14 protein-coding genes are annotated in these 16,091 nt (G+C 64.1%); 5 read left to right on the forward strand and 9 right to left on the reverse strand.

Features of this window, described 5'->3' with window-relative positions; genetic code table 11:
- Entirely contained in the window at window positions 1-384 is a 384-nt protein-coding gene (gene gloA2, locus JNO50_RS09410; protein ID WP_215796325.1) for an SMU1112c/YaeR family gloxylase I-like metalloprotein, read from the reverse strand.
- Window positions 385-586: 202 nt separating this feature from the next.
- On the opposite strand from gloA2, the gene JNO50_RS09415 reads away from it, so the two are divergent.
- Entirely contained in the window at window positions 587-1,978 is a 1,392-nt protein-coding gene (locus JNO50_RS09415; RefSeq protein ID WP_189536049.1) for a dihydrolipoyl dehydrogenase, read from the forward strand.
- Between the two features lie 98 nt (window positions 1,979-2,076).
- Window positions 2,077-4,158: a sensor histidine kinase gene (locus tag JNO50_RS09420; RefSeq protein WP_189536048.1), complete on the forward strand. Its 2,082-nt coding sequence runs from the start codon at window positions 2,077-2,079 to the stop codon at window positions 4,156-4,158.
- A gap of 11 nt (window positions 4,159-4,169) precedes the next feature.
- On the opposite strand, the gene JNO50_RS09425 is transcribed toward JNO50_RS09420, so the two are convergent.
- From JNO50_RS09425 to JNO50_RS09440, 4 genes are all read right to left on the reverse strand, one after another.
- A complete protein-coding gene (locus tag JNO50_RS09425; RefSeq protein WP_189536046.1) occupies window positions 4,170-4,532 on the reverse strand; it encodes a 5-carboxymethyl-2-hydroxymuconate Delta-isomerase in 363 nt (120 codons plus the stop codon).
- Window positions 4,533-4,586: 54 nt separating this feature from the next.
- Window positions 4,587-5,885 carry an MFS transporter gene (locus tag JNO50_RS09430; RefSeq protein ID WP_189536043.1) on the reverse strand — a complete coding sequence of 433 codons (1,299 nt, stop codon included), beginning with the start codon at window positions 5,883-5,885 and terminating at the stop codon, window positions 4,587-4,589.
- Between the two features lie 76 nt (window positions 5,886-5,961).
- Complete coding sequence (locus tag JNO50_RS09435) at window positions 5,962-7,251, reverse strand: NupC/NupG family nucleoside CNT transporter (protein ID WP_189536042.1); 1,290 nt, start codon at window positions 7,249-7,251, stop codon at window positions 5,962-5,964.
- Window positions 7,252-7,378: 127 nt separating this feature from the next.
- Window positions 7,379-8,305: a LysR family transcriptional regulator gene (locus tag JNO50_RS09440; protein WP_189536040.1), complete on the reverse strand. Its 927-nt coding sequence runs from the start codon at window positions 8,303-8,305 to the stop codon at window positions 7,379-7,381.
- 86 nt (window positions 8,306-8,391) lie between these two features.
- Between JNO50_RS09440 and JNO50_RS09445 the strand changes: the two genes are divergently transcribed.
- The gene (locus JNO50_RS09445; RefSeq protein ID WP_189536038.1) at window positions 8,392-9,906 is read left to right on the forward strand and encodes an MFS transporter; all 1,515 of its coding nucleotides are present in this window, start codon (window positions 8,392-8,394) and stop codon (window positions 9,904-9,906) included.
- Window positions 9,907-9,922: 16 nt separating this feature from the next.
- Here the strand turns inward: JNO50_RS09445 and JNO50_RS09450 are convergent, their stop codons facing one another.
- A complete protein-coding gene (locus tag JNO50_RS09450; RefSeq protein WP_229804860.1) occupies window positions 9,923-10,615 on the reverse strand; it encodes a DAPG hydrolase family protein in 693 nt (230 codons plus the stop codon).
- Between the two features lie 103 nt (window positions 10,616-10,718).
- On the opposite strand from JNO50_RS09450, the gene JNO50_RS09455 reads away from it, so the two are divergent.
- On the forward strand, window positions 10,719-11,333 hold the full coding sequence (locus JNO50_RS09455; protein ID WP_189536033.1) for a TetR/AcrR family transcriptional regulator: 615 nt from the start codon (window positions 10,719-10,721) through the stop codon (window positions 11,331-11,333).
- On the opposite strand, the gene ccoS is transcribed toward JNO50_RS09455, so the two are convergent.
- Complete coding sequence (gene ccoS / locus JNO50_RS09460; RefSeq protein ID WP_189536030.1) at window positions 11,330-11,506, reverse strand: cbb3-type cytochrome oxidase assembly protein CcoS; 177 nt, start codon at window positions 11,504-11,506, stop codon at window positions 11,330-11,332. The two genes, JNO50_RS09455 and ccoS, sit on opposite strands and share 4 nt — an antisense overlap.
- Window positions 11,506-13,923, reverse strand: coding sequence for a heavy metal translocating P-type ATPase (locus tag JNO50_RS09465; protein WP_189536028.1), 2,418 nt, complete (start codon window positions 13,921-13,923; stop codon window positions 11,506-11,508). The genes ccoS and JNO50_RS09465 overlap by 1 nt, the downstream gene beginning before the upstream one ends.
- Window positions 13,924-14,040: 117 nt before the next feature.
- Between JNO50_RS09465 and JNO50_RS09470 the strand changes: the two genes are divergently transcribed.
- Window positions 14,041-15,027 (forward strand): NAD(P)H-quinone oxidoreductase, encoded by a 987-nt coding sequence (locus JNO50_RS09470; protein WP_189536026.1) that lies wholly within the window; start codon window positions 14,041-14,043, stop codon window positions 15,025-15,027.
- A 145-nt stretch (window positions 15,028-15,172) separates the two neighbouring features.
- On the opposite strand, the gene JNO50_RS09475 is transcribed toward JNO50_RS09470, so the two are convergent.
- Window positions 15,173-16,018 carry a hypothetical protein gene (locus tag JNO50_RS09475; protein WP_189536025.1) on the reverse strand — a complete coding sequence of 282 codons (846 nt, stop codon included), beginning with the start codon at window positions 16,016-16,018 and terminating at the stop codon, window positions 15,173-15,175.
- Between the last annotated feature and the right edge of the window lie 73 nt (window positions 16,019-16,091).

Below are 16,091 nucleotides of genomic sequence, written 5' to 3' on the forward strand. Positions count from 1 at the left end.
TCAGCTTTCGTAGAATTCCAGGGGTAGATCATCCGGATCGCTGCAAAAAAAGAAGCGGCGTCCGGTCAAAGTATCAAGCCGGATCGGTTCGCAGGCGACGCCCCTCGCCATCAGCGCGCGGCGAACCGTGTCGGCGCAGTCGACGGCGAAGGCCAAGTGCCGCAAGCCATTGGCTTCGGGCCGGGAGGGCCGGGTGGGGGATCCGGGAAAGGTAAACAGTTCCAGCTGACCGCCATCGGGCAGGGACAGATCGGTTTTCCGGGAGGAGCGTTCCGCGCGCCACGTGTCGGCCAGCACCGGCAGACCCAGCGCGCGGTGGTAAAAGTCCAGGGATCGTTCCATGTCGGTGACGATGATGGCGACGTGATGGATACCTTTGAGCAACTCTCGTTCCTTGATAGGGAAAACCGCGCCAGCCGGGGCGGCGGTAGGCTTCTAGTGTAATGGACTGGCCGTGATCCGGGTAAGACGGCAAGTGGATTATTGATAAATTCTATGGCAATGCTTTGTTTAATCAATTTGATGCGCAGAAGGGGCGACACCACTATCTTTCTCGTTAAGTACATACGCATGGAAGGATTCGCTCATGGGAGCAAGACGGGTTGATGTGGCCGTCATCGGCGCCGGAACCGCCGGTCTGGCCGCTTATCGGGCGGCGGTGGCGCGGGGGGCGTCGGCGGTCATTATCGAAGGCGGCGAATACGGAACGACCTGCGCGCGTGTCGGTTGCATGCCGTCCAAGCTGCTGATCGCCGCGGCCGACGCCGCGCACGATGCGGTGCGCGGCGAGCCGTTCGGCGTGAGCGTGACCGGCGGTGTGGTGATCGACGGCGCGAAGGTCATGCGGCGGGTGCGAGCGGAGCGCGACCGCTTTGTCGGTTTTGTCACGCGCGGCATGGAGAGCATTCCGGAGCAGAACCGCTTGCGCGGTTACGCGCGATTCATCGCCGACCGTTTGCTGGATGTGGACGGCCACACCCGGATCGAAGCCCGCGCGGTGGTGATCGCGACCGGGGCGTCGCCTTCGATCCCTCCCATGCTTGAGGGGCTCGGCAGCCGTCTGGTCGTCAATGACGATGTGTTCGCCTGGGACTCCCTGCCGCGCTCCGTGGCCGTGTTCGGTCCCGGCGTCATTGGCCTGGAGCTTGGCCAGGCGCTGAGCCGGCTTGGTGTGCGGGTGCGGGTTTTCGGGATGAGCGGCTCGCTGGGCTCGCTGAGCGACCCGGAGGTGAAAGCCACGGCGAAGGTGGCCTTGTCAAGAGAGCTGGCGCTGGATGCCGAAGTGCGCGTCGACTCGCTCGAATCCGCGCACGAAGGAGTGGTGATCCGCTATCGGGACAAGGATGGCGTGCATGTCAACGAAACCTTCGAGTTTGTGCTGGCGGCCACGGGGCGTACGCCCAATGTCGCTCGTCTTGCGCTGGACAACACGTCGCTCGCGCTTGATGCGCGCGGCGTGCCGCTCTTCGATCCGCGCACGCTGGCCTGTTCCGGTCAGCCGGTGTTTCTTGCCGGTGACGCCAATCATTTCCGTCCGCTGTTGCATGAAGCCGCGGATGAAGGCCGGGCGGCCGGCGACAATGCCGCGCTGTGGCCGCATTGCCTGCCGCTCGCACGCCGTGCGCCGCTGTCCGTGGTGTTCACCGATCCGCAAATCATGCTGGTCGGCGCGCGGTTCGCCGAACTGGATCCGGATGCCGTGGTGATCGGCCGGGTCGATTTTTCCGATCAGGGGCGCAGCCGGGTGATGCTGGTCAACGAAGGGGTGTTGCGTATTTATGCCGACAAACCGTCGGGCCGTTTTCTGGGCGCGGAAATGATCGGGCCGGGGGCCGAGCATCTTGCCCATTTGCTGGCATGGAGCGTTCAGCAGAAATTAACCTTGGCGGCGATGCTGTCCATGCCATTTTATCACCCCGTCATTGAGGAGGGCGTGCGCACCGCGCTTCGCGATGCGGAGCGTCAACGCCAGATCTGAGGCGGCATGGCAGTTGTGTTTGTCGCGGCGGTGAGCTATTCATCTAGGGTGCGCCCTCTCGGCGCGGGATTCGCTTCGCTCCATCTCCCAAGGATCGTATGGCCAAACGATCATTCACGATTTTGCGCTTTGCGACACGCCTCGACGTGATCGTGGTGATTCTGCTCGTGCCGCTGGTCCTGATGTTCGCCATTCAGCGCCGCATCGCCGATGGCTTCGACAAGGCCACGCTGCATGCTTTTCATCATGAAGCCAATGCCGGACTGACGGTTTTCCAGCATACGTTGCGCCAGCTGCACCAGACGCTCGACGATCTGGCCGATTTGTACCGGGACGGCACCAACACTCCAGAACGACGGCATGAAATCATCGTGCGGATGACCGATGTCGCCGGTATCCGCGAAGTGCGCTGGATCGGGTCGCCGATGCTGCGCGACAGGTCGGCCACCACGGTGTTTCTGCGGCACGGGCAACGGGCCCGGAGCATCGCTCCCCAAACAGAACGGGTTTTGCAGTCCGCCATCGACAGCCGCTATGACGATGCGCATTTTTTTGTCGTACCGCACTGGTTCGCTCCCGGCGACGAGTCTCGTGACGACTGGATCGTGGTGCCGCTGACGACGCTGGCCGGGCAGCGCGGCATGCTGCTTGTGCGGCTGGATCTTGCCGCGCTGCTCGCGCCGCTCGTGTCGGATCCCTCCGTTGTGTTCCAGGTCACGGATGTCACGTCCGCCCATGCGGAAAAACTGCTGTACCTCAGCCGCGCGGACGGGCTGGGCCGTTACGCCCGGTCAGCGCAAATGGAGTTCGGCGGACGGGTCTTCAAGGCGGCGATCATGCCGACATCCGTTACCCTGAACAGCGACAAACAGTACCTGCAGTGGGCGATGCTGCTACTGGGCATCGCCTTTTCCTTGTTGATGGGCGGCTTTCTGATCGCGCTGGCGCGCCGCTCGATGTCCGCCCAGCGGGCCGCGCTCGAAAGCGCCCGGGCGTACCGCGAGAGCGAGGCGCGTTTCCGGATCTTTGCCACCAGCGCGTCCGACTGGTTTTGGGAGGTCGACAGGGACGGAAGGCTGGTGTACTGCTCCGAGCACATCCAGGCGATTCTCGGCATTCCCCGCGAATCGCTCCTTGGCCGGCCCTGGCATACCCTGCAGGCGTTCATGGTGGACCCAGAGCGCAGCGAAGGTCTTGGCCGGCTGTTCACGGATTGCGAGCCGTTTCGTCATTACGGATTTCCGTGCCTGACGGTGGACGGCGCTTGGCGTTACCTGGAAATCAGCGGAACGCCGGTGTTCGACGAACGGGGAGACTTGCTGGTGTTCCGGGGGGTGGGCACGGACGTGACTGAGCGGCGGATGGTGGAGGAGGAACTGGTCCGGCATCGGGAACATCTGCAAGAGGCGATCGAGCAGCGTACGCACGACCTGTCGATGGCCAAGGAGGCCGCCGAGCGGGCCAACCGGGCCAAGTCGGAGTTCCTGGCCAATATGTCCCACGAGTTGCGTACTCCGATGCACGGTATTCTGAGCTTCGCCGAAATGGGGCAGATCAAGGCCGCCAACGCCGATCGGGACAAGTTGCGTCATTATTTTTCGAACATCCACGCAAGCGGTGTCCGGCTGCTGCACTTGCTCAACGATCTGCTCGACCTGTCCAAGCTCGAGTCGGGCAAGATGCAGTTCGAAATGGGCTGGTTCAATCTGGCGACGATAACGCGCGCTTGCCTGCAGGCGGAGGAAGGGCATTTGGAACGGCGGGGCCTGACATGCCGGCTCGATGCGCCCGATGAGCCGCTGATGGCGTATTTCGACCCGGTCAGGATCACCCAGGTGATCGGCAATCTGTTGTCGAACGCGATGAAGTTTTCCGGGGAGGGAACCACGATACATGTCCGACTGGCTCGGGATGGGGGGCGGGTCGCGCTTGTCGTGGAAGATGAAGGCATCGGGATCCCCGAGGCCGAACTGGAGGCGGTGTTCGACAAGTTCGTGCAGAGCAGCAAGACCCACAGCGGAGCGGGAGGCACCGGGCTTGGCCTGTCCATTTGCCGGGAAATCGTCCGGGCGCATCAGGGTTTCATCGTCGCGCGCAACAATCCTCACGGGCGCGGAGCCTCTTTGGAAGTGAGTTTTCCGGTGGGGGTCGCCCCGGAAAAGAGCGCCGCCCCCGGATAGGGCGCGGCGGGCTAGCCGGTGACGACGGTTTTGGCGTAGCTGTCCCGCTCGATGTCGACGATTTCCGCGCACACCTGGATGTCCAGTCCGGGGTGCGCCGGTACGCGGGATTGCAGGGCGTTCAGCACGCACGCCGACAGCGCGCGGCGGGTTTCGATGTCGCGGCCCGTCAGTATCGCCAGCTTCGCATGGACAAAAGCCCTGCCCGCGCGGCGGGTTCCGATCGCGAACGTATCCGTTTTCCTGGCCCGGCTTTTGATGTCGGCCTCCTCGAAATGGCCGCTGGCGGCAAGATCCCGGTTGATGTGTTCCAGCGCGAGGGCCGCGTCGAATCGCTCGAGGTTGGCGGAATATTCCAGTGTCAGGTGTGGCATTCGGTGTTTCCGGTTGGTGGTGTCAGTCGACGTGTCGGCGGAGTCCGCCGCCTGTCATCGGCCAAGCCAGCTGAGCGCGAGCCCGCGCAAACGCGCCGAACTGAGCCAGAGGTGGGCGGTGGCGACGAGATTGAGCGCGGCGACGCACAGGAACAGCACGGCGACCGAACGCACTTGCGACAGCAGCGCGGTGGACAGGATTGTGGCGGCGATCATGTAAAAGCCGTTGACGATGTTGTTGGCGGCAATGGCGCGGGAGCGGAACGATTCCGGGCTGGCGGTTTGCAGCCAGGTGTACAGCGGTACCGTGAAAAAGCCGCCGAACAGACCGAGCAAGGTGACGTCGGCCAGGGTTCGCCACAGCGCGGGCTGGCCGATCAGTGCCGCGAGCGGCAGCAGCGGGCCGGTGTGGCGGGTCCAGGCCGACAGGGCCAGATCCGCGCCGAACACCGACATCCCGAGGCTTCCCGCCATGATCAGTTCCAGCCGCAGATGGCCATGCGACAGTCTGGCACAGACGATCGACCCCAGTCCGATGCCGACGGAGAACAACGTCAGAAGCAGGGTGAACACTTCCACGGTGCCGCCCAGTTGCTCGGCGGCGAACGTCGTCAGTTGCGACGTGTAAATCACTCCCATCAGCCAGAACCAGGAAATGCCGCGAATCGCCGAGCGGACCTCGGGAATGGCCCATGCGTGGCGAAGCAGTTCTCGGGTGTCGCGGACCACGTTCCAGGACAGGGCCAGCCGGGCGGCCGTGGGCGGGGCGGAGGGCATGCGCCGGCTGAACAGCCAGCCCGCCGCGGCGGTCGCCAGGAGCGCGGCCTCGGCGACACGAACATCGCCGCCGGTCATCAGGCTGCCGCCGATCTGGCCGAGCAAAATGGCGAGGAAGGTTCCCATCTCGATCAGTCCGTTGCCTTCCACCAGCTCGTCTTCGGACAGGTACTGGGGCAGCACCGAATACTTGAGCGGGCCGAAAAAGGCTGAATGCGTGCCCATCAGGAACAGGGAAAACAGCAGAATGGCCGCCGAACGGGTCGCGAACCCGGCGCTGGCGACCAGCATGATGGCGATTTCCGCGAGTTTCACATAGCGGGCGATGCGGGCCTTGTCGAGGCTTTCGGAAAGCTTGCCCGCCGTGGCGGAAAACAGGAAGAAGGGCAGAACGAATATCCCGGATGCCGCCATCACCAGCTGGGCCGGCGCGATGCCCGCCATGGCCAGCCCCTGATAGGTGATCATCACGGTGATGGCGGTCTTGAGCAGGTTGTCGTTGAATGCGCCGAGAAACTGGGTGCCGAACAGCGGCAAAAAACGGCGGGTGGCGAAAAAGGAAAAAGCGGGACGCACGGTTAGGTATGCCGTATCAGAAATGAGCGGGAATCGCATGGTAGCCGATTCCCGCGTCCGAGTCAGCCATTCGGCATTAAAGAATCTGCTGCCACAGATTGGCGACCGTGGCGGTCATCAGCCCCGCCATGACCGCGCCTGCGAGCGCGCGCAACCCAAGCCCGGCGAGCGCGCCCTTCTGGTTTTCCGCGAGACTGCCGATGCCGGCCACGCAAATGCCGATCGAACCGAAATTGGAGAAGCTCGCCAGCGCATACGTGGCGACCATCACCGAAGGCGCCGACAGCGTGCCGGCCTGCTTCATCCTCGCCAGGTCAAGGTAGGCGATGAATTCGTTGATGACGATTTTCTGGCCGATCAGGCTGCCGACCTGCAACGATTCCGCCCAGCTGATTCCCATCAGGAAAGCGAACACCCGGAAAACCTGGCCGAACAGATATTCGAGCGTCAGGCTCTGGAATACCCCCGAAGTCGAGGTCCGGATCAGCGCGTTAAGACCGAACCAGTCGCCGGGGCCTTCGCGCAGCAGGAAATTGGCCATGGCGATCAGCGAGACAATGGCGATCAGGATGGTGGCGATGGCGCCGGCCATCTTCATGCCATCAAGCGCGCCGCCGACGATGGCGCTGATCAGCGAACCGCGCTCCTGCCGCGGCTCGGGTGCGGAATCGCCCTGGGAGGGGCAGGCGGTTTCGGGGAAGAGGATTTTGGCGAACACGGCGGCGGAAGCGGCGTTCATGAACGAGGCGGTCAGCAGGAAGCGGGCGAATTTCGCCTGCTCGAGCGGATCGTTGCCGCCCAGGAAGCTGACATAGGCGGCCATGACGCTGGCGGACAGTGTGCCCATGCCGGCGATCATCACCGTGGCCAGCTCCGAACGGGTGAGGCTGGCGATGTAGGGGCGGATCAGCAGGGGGGCTTCGGTCTGTCCGAGAAAGATGTTGGCGGCCACAACCAGGCTTTCGCGGCCGCTCAGGCGCATGGCGCGGGTCATGACCCAGGCGAGCATGGCCACGACTCGCTGCAATAGGCCCAGGTGATAGCACATCGCCGACAGCGCGGAAAAGAAAATCACCACGGGCAGCACCACGAAGGCGAACACGAAGCCGAAACGCGCCGGACGCGCAAGATCGCCGAACACGAAGCCCGCGCCTTCGGCGGAAAACGCCAGCATGCGGGCGAAACCGTCGCCCATGGCGCTGAATGCGGCATTCACCGCGGGAACATAGGTGATGAGAACGTACAGGGCGCTTTGAATGGCCAGACCGGTCGCCACGGTGCGCCAGGCGATGGCGCGGCGATTGGTGGACAGTCCCCAGGCCATGGCGAGCAGCAGCAGGACACCCGCGAAAGTTTGAAAGAGCATTATTTTTACCAAAATTCAGGTTTTCGAGAAAAGCGCGAAATATTAACTGAAATTGGCATTCTGTTAAATTATTTGGAAAATCTTATTGATTAAGCATGACTATTTTTGTTTGTAATGCATTTTGTCGTTAAGTTGGCGTGGCTGTCTCGGCGATGGCGGCGCGAATGAAACGATGCAGCGGGTCGTTGCGCATCCTCGGGTGCCAGAGTAGCTCGATGGTCAGGGTCAGTTTCTCGCCAGCGATTCGGGCCCGGCGCAACGTGTGGCCGCGGTCGGCCAGCGCCGTCGCGATCATGTCCGGCAAGACGGCGACGGTGGGGAGCCTTGCCAGAATGGCCGGCATGGCCAGCAGGCTTGCCGTCGAGGCGACAATCCGGCGGCTTAAGCCGTGCTCGGCAAGCCGTGTGTCGACCAGTCCGGCGCTTTCCCCCGCGTAGGAAGGAAAGATATGTGGATAGTCCGCCAGCGTGGCGAGCGGCAATTCGTCCGGAAGACTCAGGCGGGACGGGTGGTAAAAACAGACGAGCCGGGAGGGGAACAACCTTTCGCGGGCCAGCCGCGGGGTTTCCCGAGGGAAATAGCCGATCGCGCCGTCGATGCCGCCCGACTCCAGTGCGGCCTCCACGCTTCCCGAAGGCATGGCTTCGACGCTCAGCGCGAGGCCGGGAGCGCTCCTCTGCAGGTCGGCGATCAGATCGGGCAGCAGCACGGCTTCCAGCAAATCCGGCATGGCCAGCCTGAATGTGCCGCGGGCGGAGGCGGGGTCGAAACGGTCGCAAGGGCGAAGCAAAGCCTGTCCCTGCGCCAGCCAGTGGGCCAGCGGCAGTTTCAGGGATTCGGCCAGCGGGGTGAGCACCATTTCCCGCCCGTGCCGGCACAGCAGTTCGTCGCCAAGCGTTTCCCTCAAGCGCTTGAGAATGTGGCTGACCGCGGGCTGCCCAAGGCACAACTGCGCGGCGCTGGCGCTGACGCTGCGGGTTTCGAGCAGGGTGTACAGCACCGCGAGGTTGTTCAGATCCAGGCGGCGCAGCAGCAGGACATTTATATCATTCATAGTAATGCATTGTATCTATATCATTGATTTTATCAATGCGAATGACGTCTCTACACTAGGGGTTTTCTTTTTGGGTGCGGCGCGCCATGGCATTGATCGATTCAAGTCCTTCTTCTTTCCGGCAGACCGGCGGCGGCTGGCGCGTGCCGGCCATCATGGCGCTGGCGGCCCTGGAGTTTGTGCAGAACGGGATGCTGAATTTCGCATCGTCCTATGTGATGGGCGGAGTCAGGGGCGGGCCGGAGGAGTTCAGTTTCGCGGCGATGGCCTACGCGGTTTGCGCGCTTGTCGCGCTGTTTCATCACCGGTGGTGTGTCGACCGGTGGGGGCCGCGGCGGTTCGTTCAGGCGTCCCTGGCCGTTTTCGCGCTGGGCGGCGCGGGTTGCGCCCTTGCCGAAACCCCGGCGGCGTTCATTGCGGCGCGAGCCTTGCAAGGCCTGGGCGGCGCGGCGTTCTTCACGGCGGCGCGTGTCCAGATCAACCGGCTCGAAGGACGGACAAAGCTGCTGGCGCTGCTGTGTTTCGGTTATGCCCTGCTGCTCGGATCTGCGCTGGGGCCGCTCATGGGCGGGGCTCTGATCGAGTCGCTTGGCTGGCGATGGATTTTCTGGGGCATGGCGCCCTGGATCGCGACGGGCGTGCTGGCGTCGTGCGCGATGCCGGAGGCGCCGGATGGCCGCGCCGATCCGGGCTACCGCCCCGGCGCGTTTGCCTGGCTGCTCGGGATGCTATTCCTGCTGCAGTTCGCGATCCAGCAAACCCCTTACGAGTTTTTCGGGGAACCCGGCATTCCCGGGACGTCCCTGATCCTCGCCGCGCTGTTTCTTGGCGGATTCCTGTTGCTGCGCGGCCCGGCCGGCGGCGCGGTATGGCAACGGCTGGGAACGGCCCGGTATCTGACCGGTTTGCTCTTTTACGGCCTGTTCTACGCGTTGATGGCCGCCAACAACTATGTGATGCCGGTCATGGTCCAGCAGGTCATGGGCTTTGATGTTCCGACAACCGGTGTGCTGCTGTCGGTCGGCTTTTTCTCGGGCATGGTATTCGCGACGATCTATGCCCGGATCCTTTTTGCGACGTCCTCGCTCGGCATCCGTCTGCCGATGGTGGCGGCCTGTCTGTTTCTGGCCTTGTCCGCGCAGTTGCTGACACGGGAAACACCGGTGAGCACGATCGGGCGTCTGGCCGCCATTCTGTTGCTCAATGGCGGGTTCCTCGCGTTGTTCGTCATCTCCGTGGCGCAGGGTACCTTTCTTGGCATCGGCGAGGATGCGTTCACCCAAGCCTATCAGACCAAGAACATGGTGCGGCAGGTGGCGCTCTCGGCGGCCGTGGCATTGAGCACGGTATTTCTGCAGGCGCGCAATGCCCTGCATTACGCGCGATTGACAGAAGGGTTTTCCTGGGGCAATCCGGCGTTCGGCGAGTCCATGCAACGTCTTGCCGAGGCGGGGCTTGGCCGGAATCAGGCGCTGGGCGAACTGTCCAGGGAGGTGACCCGACAGGCGATGATGCTCTCCTGCCAGGACTTTTTCCGGATGGAATCCCTGGTGTGCTTGGCTTTGATGGGGGTGATCGCGGCGCAAAAGACGCTTCGCTGATGCGCCGCGCGCGAGCTTACCAGGGCAGGGGGGCGGATTCGCCGTTGGCGTGTTCACCGTAATAGACCGAGGGCAGGAAGCGCGACAGGTAGGTGAATTCGTTGTAGCAGTGCCGCATCAAGCCGAATCCGAACTCGTCGGGAACGGGCGTGCCGCCCGACTGGCCAAGATAGAAACGGCTGCGCAGCACGGCGCCATAGGGTGTATCGCGCGCCAGGTGCACCATCTGCCCGTCCAACGGATCGCCGTGTTCGTCCAGGCTCGCCCGCTCGCCGAAGCCGATGCGCGCATAGACGGCGGCGGAGACGTCGCCCCGCGCGCGAGCGTCATCCAGTCGCGCCGGGTCGAACAGGACACTGGGGTCATGAAACTTCAGCACGGCCTGCACCGGAGGAATGTCGCCCAGCGACTCGACGGCGCGGATCGAGGCGCCAATATAGCTTTCCCCTCTTTTCCAGTTGGTGTCCCAGCCTTGGTGCGCGACATGATCGTGCGGGTGCCACCAGGCGATGTGCTGTGTTGTTTCGAAAAACGTGAACCACCAGTCGAACATCTTGCCGCTGCAACCATGCAGGTCGGTCCTGACGGCAACCAGCAACCGCCCGTCGGGCAGCCGCTCAAGCCCGGTTTCCAGGCGCAGCGGTGCCGGGTCGAGCAGTTCGTCGATAGCGTCAATGGCATGCGAGCGGGCAATCGTATCGGTTTTCACAGTACACTTCCTTCCTCGTTGATGAACACATGAACACAGTATCGTATTTAAGAAACGGTGCACGTTTCCAAAATACAATCCTGCGGAGATAATGTCAATCGCCATGACTACGACACCTCTTGTTGCCGCCCGCGGGCGGCCCGCTGTTCCCGAGGAGGAACTCAAACGCCAGGTGCTGCGGGCGGCCGCGCATCTGCTGACTACGCGCGGGTATGCCGCGGCCACTATCGAGGCCGTGGCACGCGAGGCCGGCGTCGCGAAAAAAACCGTGTACCGCTTTGTGAGCAATCGGGAGGAACTGGTGGGCGCCATTGTCGGCAGCTGGACCGATGAATTCGCCGGTGGCTTTGCCGCGCCGGACGAGGCCGGCCTGCCGGCGGCCGAACGGCTGGCGCTGAGGCTGGAGGCGGTCGCGCGCAATGTGCTGTGCGCCGAAGCGGTCGGCATGTACCGCTTGCTGATCGGGGAGTTTCCGGGGAGGGAGGCCGCGCTGGCCGACTATGCGCGTTACGGAATCGAACGCGGGCGGCGTTTTCTCGCCGAGTGGCTCGCCGCGGAGGAAGAGACGGATCCGGTCATGATGGCCGATCTGCTGTTGTCGATGTGCATCGCCGAACCGCTCAGGCAGATGGCGCTCGGGCTGTGCGGTCCCTGGCCCGAGGGAGGGGGGGCGGCGCGGATCCGCGCCGCCGTGAGTCTCTGGGACGCCGCGCGCTAGCTGGCGGGGGGTGTTTCGTCGCTATCGTCGATGCCGTCGTCGTCCATCAGAATGCGATGGGAGGGGCCTTCCAGGTCGTCAAACTGGCCGGATCGGGTCGCCCACCAGAAAATCACCCCGATAAGAAAGGCCACCGCGATGCTGAGCGGGATGAGAAGATAAAGACTTTCCATCAGGATTTCCGTTTGATGAGCCTCAGGGCGTTGGAGACAACCAGCAGCGAGCTGGAGGCCATGCCCAGGCTCGCGATCCAGGGCGTGACATGGCCGGCCACGGCCAGCGGCAGGGCGATCACATTATACCCCAGCGCCCACCAGAGGTTTTCCCGGATGATGCGCAGCGTTTTGCGCGACAGCGTCAGCGCGTCGGGAATCCGGTCCAGCCGGTCGTTGATCAGTACCATGTCGCCGCTGGCGCGCGCCACATCGGTGCCGCCGCCCATGGCGAGCGATACGTCGGCGCGCGCCAATACCGGCGCGTCGTTGATGCCGTCGCCGACCATCAGGACGCGCGCGCCGTCGCGTTGCAACGCCTCCACATAGGCGAGCTTGTCCTCCGGTGTCGCGCGCGCGCGCCACCGGTCGACGCCAAGATGTCCGGCCAGGGCCACCACGGCGTCCTGTCCGTCGCCGCTGAGCAGATGCGGGCGGATGCCGCGGGAACGCAGCGCGTTAAGTACCGTCATCGTCTCGTCGCGGATGGCGTCGCCGATGGCGAAGCATGCCGCCGGGCCGTCTTCGCTGCCGAGCACGATCGTGGTGGCGGCCGGATGACCCGGCACGCAAAAGGATTCCGCGGGCCGGTCGCAGAGTTGAGCCACATAGTCGGCGCGGCCCAGGCGCCAGCGCCGGCCGTCGATGACCCCTTCCTGTCCCATTCCCGGTACGCCCGCCAATTCCGTGGCCGAAAGCGCGGGCTGGGGGCAGGCCCGGCGCAGCGCTTCGGCGATCGGATGGCCCGAGCCGCTTTCGAGCGCGACGGCGATGGCCAGCGCCTCATCGCCGCCGGTGTGTCCGAGCAGGGTCATGCGTCCGGTCGTCAGCGTTCCGGTCTTGTCGAACACCGCATCGGTGACGCGCGCGAGGGTTTCCAGGGTGTGCCCGCGGGTGACGAGCACGCCGAGCCGCGCCAGGTGTCCGCTTGCCGCGGTGAGTGCGGCGGGGGTGGCGAGCGACAGGGCGCAGGGGCAGGAGATGACCAGAACCGAAACCATGATCCACAGGGCGCGGTCCGGGTCCTGCGCATGCCAGTAAAGATAGCTGCCGCCCGCCATCAGGAGCAGCAGCGCGACAAACCAGCCCGCGTAGCGGTCGGCGATCCGGGCGAGCCGCGGTTTTTCCGCGAGCGCCTGGTCCAGCAGCCGGACAATGGCGGCAAGGCGGGTGCTCTCGCCGCTGCCGGTGACGCGCACCACGAGCGGACTGTCCAGATTGAGGCTGCCGGCCACCACCGGATCCCCCGGCGCTTTGGAGACCGGACGGCCTTCGCCGGTGAGCAGGGATTCGTCGGCATGGCTCGATCCTTCCTCGATCAGCGCATCGGCCGGCACGGTTTCTCCGGGGCGGATCAAGAGAGTCATGCCCGGAGCGATCAGGCTGACGGGCAGTTCGGCGCTCGGTCCGCCGGCGCCCGCCGGCAGGTGGTGGGCAAAGGCCGGCAGCAGTTTGACCAGGCTTTCCGTGGCTTCGCCGGCCTTGCGGCGCGCCATGGTTTCCAGATAGCGCCCGCCCAGCAGCAGGAACACGAACATCGACACCGAGTCGAAATAAATGCCATGCTCGACTTTGTTGATCAGGGCCCAGGTGCTCGCGATGAACGCCGTCAGAACCCCCAGTGTCACGGGGGTGTCCATGCCGACGCGTCCGCGTTTCAGATCGCGCCAGGTGCCCCGGTAGAATGGCGTGCAGGAGTACAGGATGACCGGCAGCGTCAACAGGAAGGCCGCCCAGTGGAGCATCCACAGGAATTGCAGGTCGATCTCCCCGTCGCTCGCGAGGTACACCGGAACGGCGTACATCATGACCTGCATCATGGACAGGCCGGCGGCCCAGAGCCGGTTGAGCGCCTGCTTGCGCTCGCGCAACCGCAGCGCCTCCTGGCGGGAGGCGTCGTACGGATGGGCCCGGTAGCCGATGTGCCCGATGCTCTCCAGGATCTTCGAGAGCTGTATCGTCTCGTTGTCCCAGCGCACGCGCGCGCGGTGGCTGGTGTAGTTGATGTCCACCGACATCACGCCGGGCAGTTTCAGCAGGTGGTGTTCATTGAGCCAGACGCACGCGGCGCAGGTGATACCCTCGATGATCAGCGAGGCCTCCCGGATCCGGTCTTCGCCGACATGAACGAAAGTGCGCTGCAGATCGTCGTTGTCGTAGAGCCGGAGTTGCTGGAGCAACTCGTCCGGCATCGGGTCGGCCTGTCCGCTGTTGGCGGTGCGGTGGTTATAATAGTCGCCAAGACCCGAGTCGATGATGGTTTGTGCCACGGCCTGACATCCGGCGCAGCAGGCGGGGTGTTCGTGTTTGCGGTAGGTGACCGGAAACGCCGCGTCGGCGGGGACGGGCAAACCACAATGGAAGCAGCTTGAATTCATAACGGCATATTGTAATCATTTCTGGCGCGAAACCGTAGTCGCGGTTTGATCTGGCGCAAATGATGATGACTTCGGCATGACTTGGGGCCGGTAAACGGAACGGATCCGGGAGGTTTCATGAAAGCAGTGGTTCAACGCGAGGCCGGGGGCTCGGAAACGTTGCGCCTGGCCAGAATCGACAAGCCCATCCTGCAGGACGGGCAGTTGCTGGTCAGGGTCATGGCGGCCGGCGTCAACAGGGCCGATATCGTCCAGCGGGAAGGGCGCTATCCCGCGCCACCCGGAGCGAGCGCCATCCTGGGACTTGAAGTGGCCGGCGTGGTGGAGGAGGTGCGCGGTATGTCGCGTTTCCAGCCGGGCGACGCCGTGTTCGGGCTGGTGCCGGGAGGCGGTTATGCCGAGTACGCCGTGCTGGATGACGAGCTGGCCATTCCCAAACCCGATTCGCTCAGCTGGACGGAGGCGGCGAGCCTGCCCGAGGCCTGGATGACGGCATGGTTCAATATCGTCGAAGTCGGGGCGTTCCGGGAGGGGGAGCGCGTATTGATCCATGCCGGCGCGAGCGGGGTGGGCGCGGCGGCGATACAATTGGTGCGCCTGCTGGGCGGGGAGTCCCTGGTCAGCGTGGGCAGTTCGGTCAAGCTGGATTTCTGCCGCTCCCTCGGCGCCTCGCAAGGCTGGCTGCGTCAGGATCAACCGGTGTTCGCGGAGCTGGTGCGCCAGTGGGGTGGCGCCGATCTGGTGCTCGATCCGGTTGGCGGGGCGCGCCTGTCGGAAAACCTCCGGGCGATGAACATGGATGGGCGGCTGGTGCTGATCGGCCTGATGGGCGGCGCGGAATCGGCCATTCCTCTTGGTCTGGTGCTGATGAAGCGGTTGACGGTGAGGGGGTCGACCTTGCGCAATCAGCCGCTCAATGTGCGCGGTCGGTTGGCGTTGGCGCTGGAGGAGCATGTGCTGCCGGCGATTGCCGCGGGCTCGGTGGAGGTGACGGTGGATTCGGTGTTTCCCATCGAGGCCGTGGCCGACGCGCATGACTGGATGGAATGCAACAACAACCTGGGGAAAGTGGTGCTTTCGATGGAAAATGTAATGCCATCGTAATTTGGTTTTGCTAGATTGAGCGCACTGGAGGCGCTGCTGCCTTCATGAATGACCTGGTATGGATGGGGTTTCGAGGCGATGCGCAAGCGTCGCCTCTTTTTTATTGTCGCGAGGAACAGGGGGCGTCGCCCCCTGTTGAAGGGAATCAGGCGTCGACCGGCGCCAGCGCTTCGATCAATGCCACTTCCTGGCCGTAGCTGAGCGACTTCATGCGCGCCAGCAGGTCGTCCGGATCGATGCCGTCGGGCAGGGTATGGTCGTTGTCGACAAGCCAGCTCTCGACCGCCAGCCACAGGCCGCGGCACGACCTGGCGTCGCTGAAGTCGGCGTGACGGATCGTGCCGGCGATCAGCCGCAATTCGGTTTCGCTAAAGCGCCGCGCCAGCCATGCCTGCTCATGGCGCACCATCATCGCATAACGCTCGTAGACGGTTTTCAGTCGCGCCGTTTCGCCGTCCTCCTCCGGGTCGGTGTTGCGCGGACCTTGCCGCAGTTCGGCCGCGAGCGACGGGGCGAGCTCCGACAGGTCCTCGCGCCACAATCGCATCAGTTCGGCGCGGAACGCGGGCAGCGTGACGAACGACAGGGGGCCGAAATCCATGTCGGGCAACGGGTCGCGCCCCGGGCTGTGGCCGGCGATCCGAACCATGCCCTGGGCGTCGAGCGACAGGTCCCCGCGCCAGGCCCCGGACTCGCCGGTGGCGAGGTTGTCGACCATCCACTCGACGGCGGGGATCTCGCAGCCGTCCTCTTCGTCGACCAGCCGCAGTGTGATATCGAACAGGCTGCGCTTGTCGACCGGGCACATCAGCGGTTGGCGGTCGTGCCGGATCAGCAGGAAGCAATCCTCGGTTTCATAGACGGCGAGGTGTCCGGGCGCGCGGGCCTCCTCGATGAGCCGGGCTCGCCCGAGGATGTCGGGCAGCCGCCCGGCGGATAGCGGGGTGATCGTGGCCAGGTTGTCGCGCCACAGGGCTTCCCAATCGTACATTTTTAATGTTCTCCAGCGGATGGTGCCGCCAAAGTGTAACCAAAAGACGCTATTTTGTCCTGAGTGCCGGTGA

This window comes from Paludibacterium paludis (assembly GCF_018802605.1).
Classification (GTDB): Bacteria; Pseudomonadota; Gammaproteobacteria; order Burkholderiales; family Chromobacteriaceae; genus Paludibacterium; species Paludibacterium paludis.

What these genes read in the sequence shown, in the direction of transcription:
- JNO50_RS09415 (WP_189536049.1), top strand. Translation starts at nt 587, where the DNA reads ATGGGAGCAAGACGGGTTGATGTGGCCGTCATCGGCGCCGGAACCGCC.
- JNO50_RS09435 (WP_189536042.1), bottom strand. Translation starts at nt 7,251, where the DNA reads ATGCTCTTTCAAACTTTCGCGGGTGTCCTGCTGCTGCTCGCCATGGCC.
- JNO50_RS09475 (WP_189536025.1), bottom strand. Translation starts at nt 16,018, where the DNA reads ATGTACGATTGGGAAGCCCTGTGGCGCGACAACCTGGCCACGATCACC.
- JNO50_RS09440 (WP_189536040.1), bottom strand. Translation starts at nt 8,305, where the DNA reads ATGAATGATATAAATGTCCTGCTGCTGCGCCGCCTGGATCTGAACAAC.
- JNO50_RS09425 (WP_189536046.1), bottom strand. Translation starts at nt 4,532, where the DNA reads ATGCCACACCTGACACTGGAATATTCCGCCAACCTCGAGCGATTCGAC.
- JNO50_RS09465 (WP_189536028.1), bottom strand. Translation starts at nt 13,923, where the DNA reads ATGAATTCAAGCTGCTTCCATTGTGGTTTGCCCGTCCCCGCCGACGCG.
- JNO50_RS09470 (WP_189536026.1), top strand. Translation starts at nt 14,041, where the DNA reads ATGAAAGCAGTGGTTCAACGCGAGGCCGGGGGCTCGGAAACGTTGCGC.
- JNO50_RS09420 (WP_189536048.1), top strand. Translation starts at nt 2,077, where the DNA reads ATGGCCAAACGATCATTCACGATTTTGCGCTTTGCGACACGCCTCGAC.
- JNO50_RS09445 (WP_189536038.1), top strand. Translation starts at nt 8,392, where the DNA reads ATGGCATTGATCGATTCAAGTCCTTCTTCTTTCCGGCAGACCGGCGGC.
- JNO50_RS09455 (WP_189536033.1), top strand. Translation starts at nt 10,719, where the DNA reads ATGACTACGACACCTCTTGTTGCCGCCCGCGGGCGGCCCGCTGTTCCC.
- ccoS (WP_189536030.1), bottom strand. Translation starts at nt 11,506, where the DNA reads ATGGAAAGTCTTTATCTTCTCATCCCGCTCAGCATCGCGGTGGCCTTT.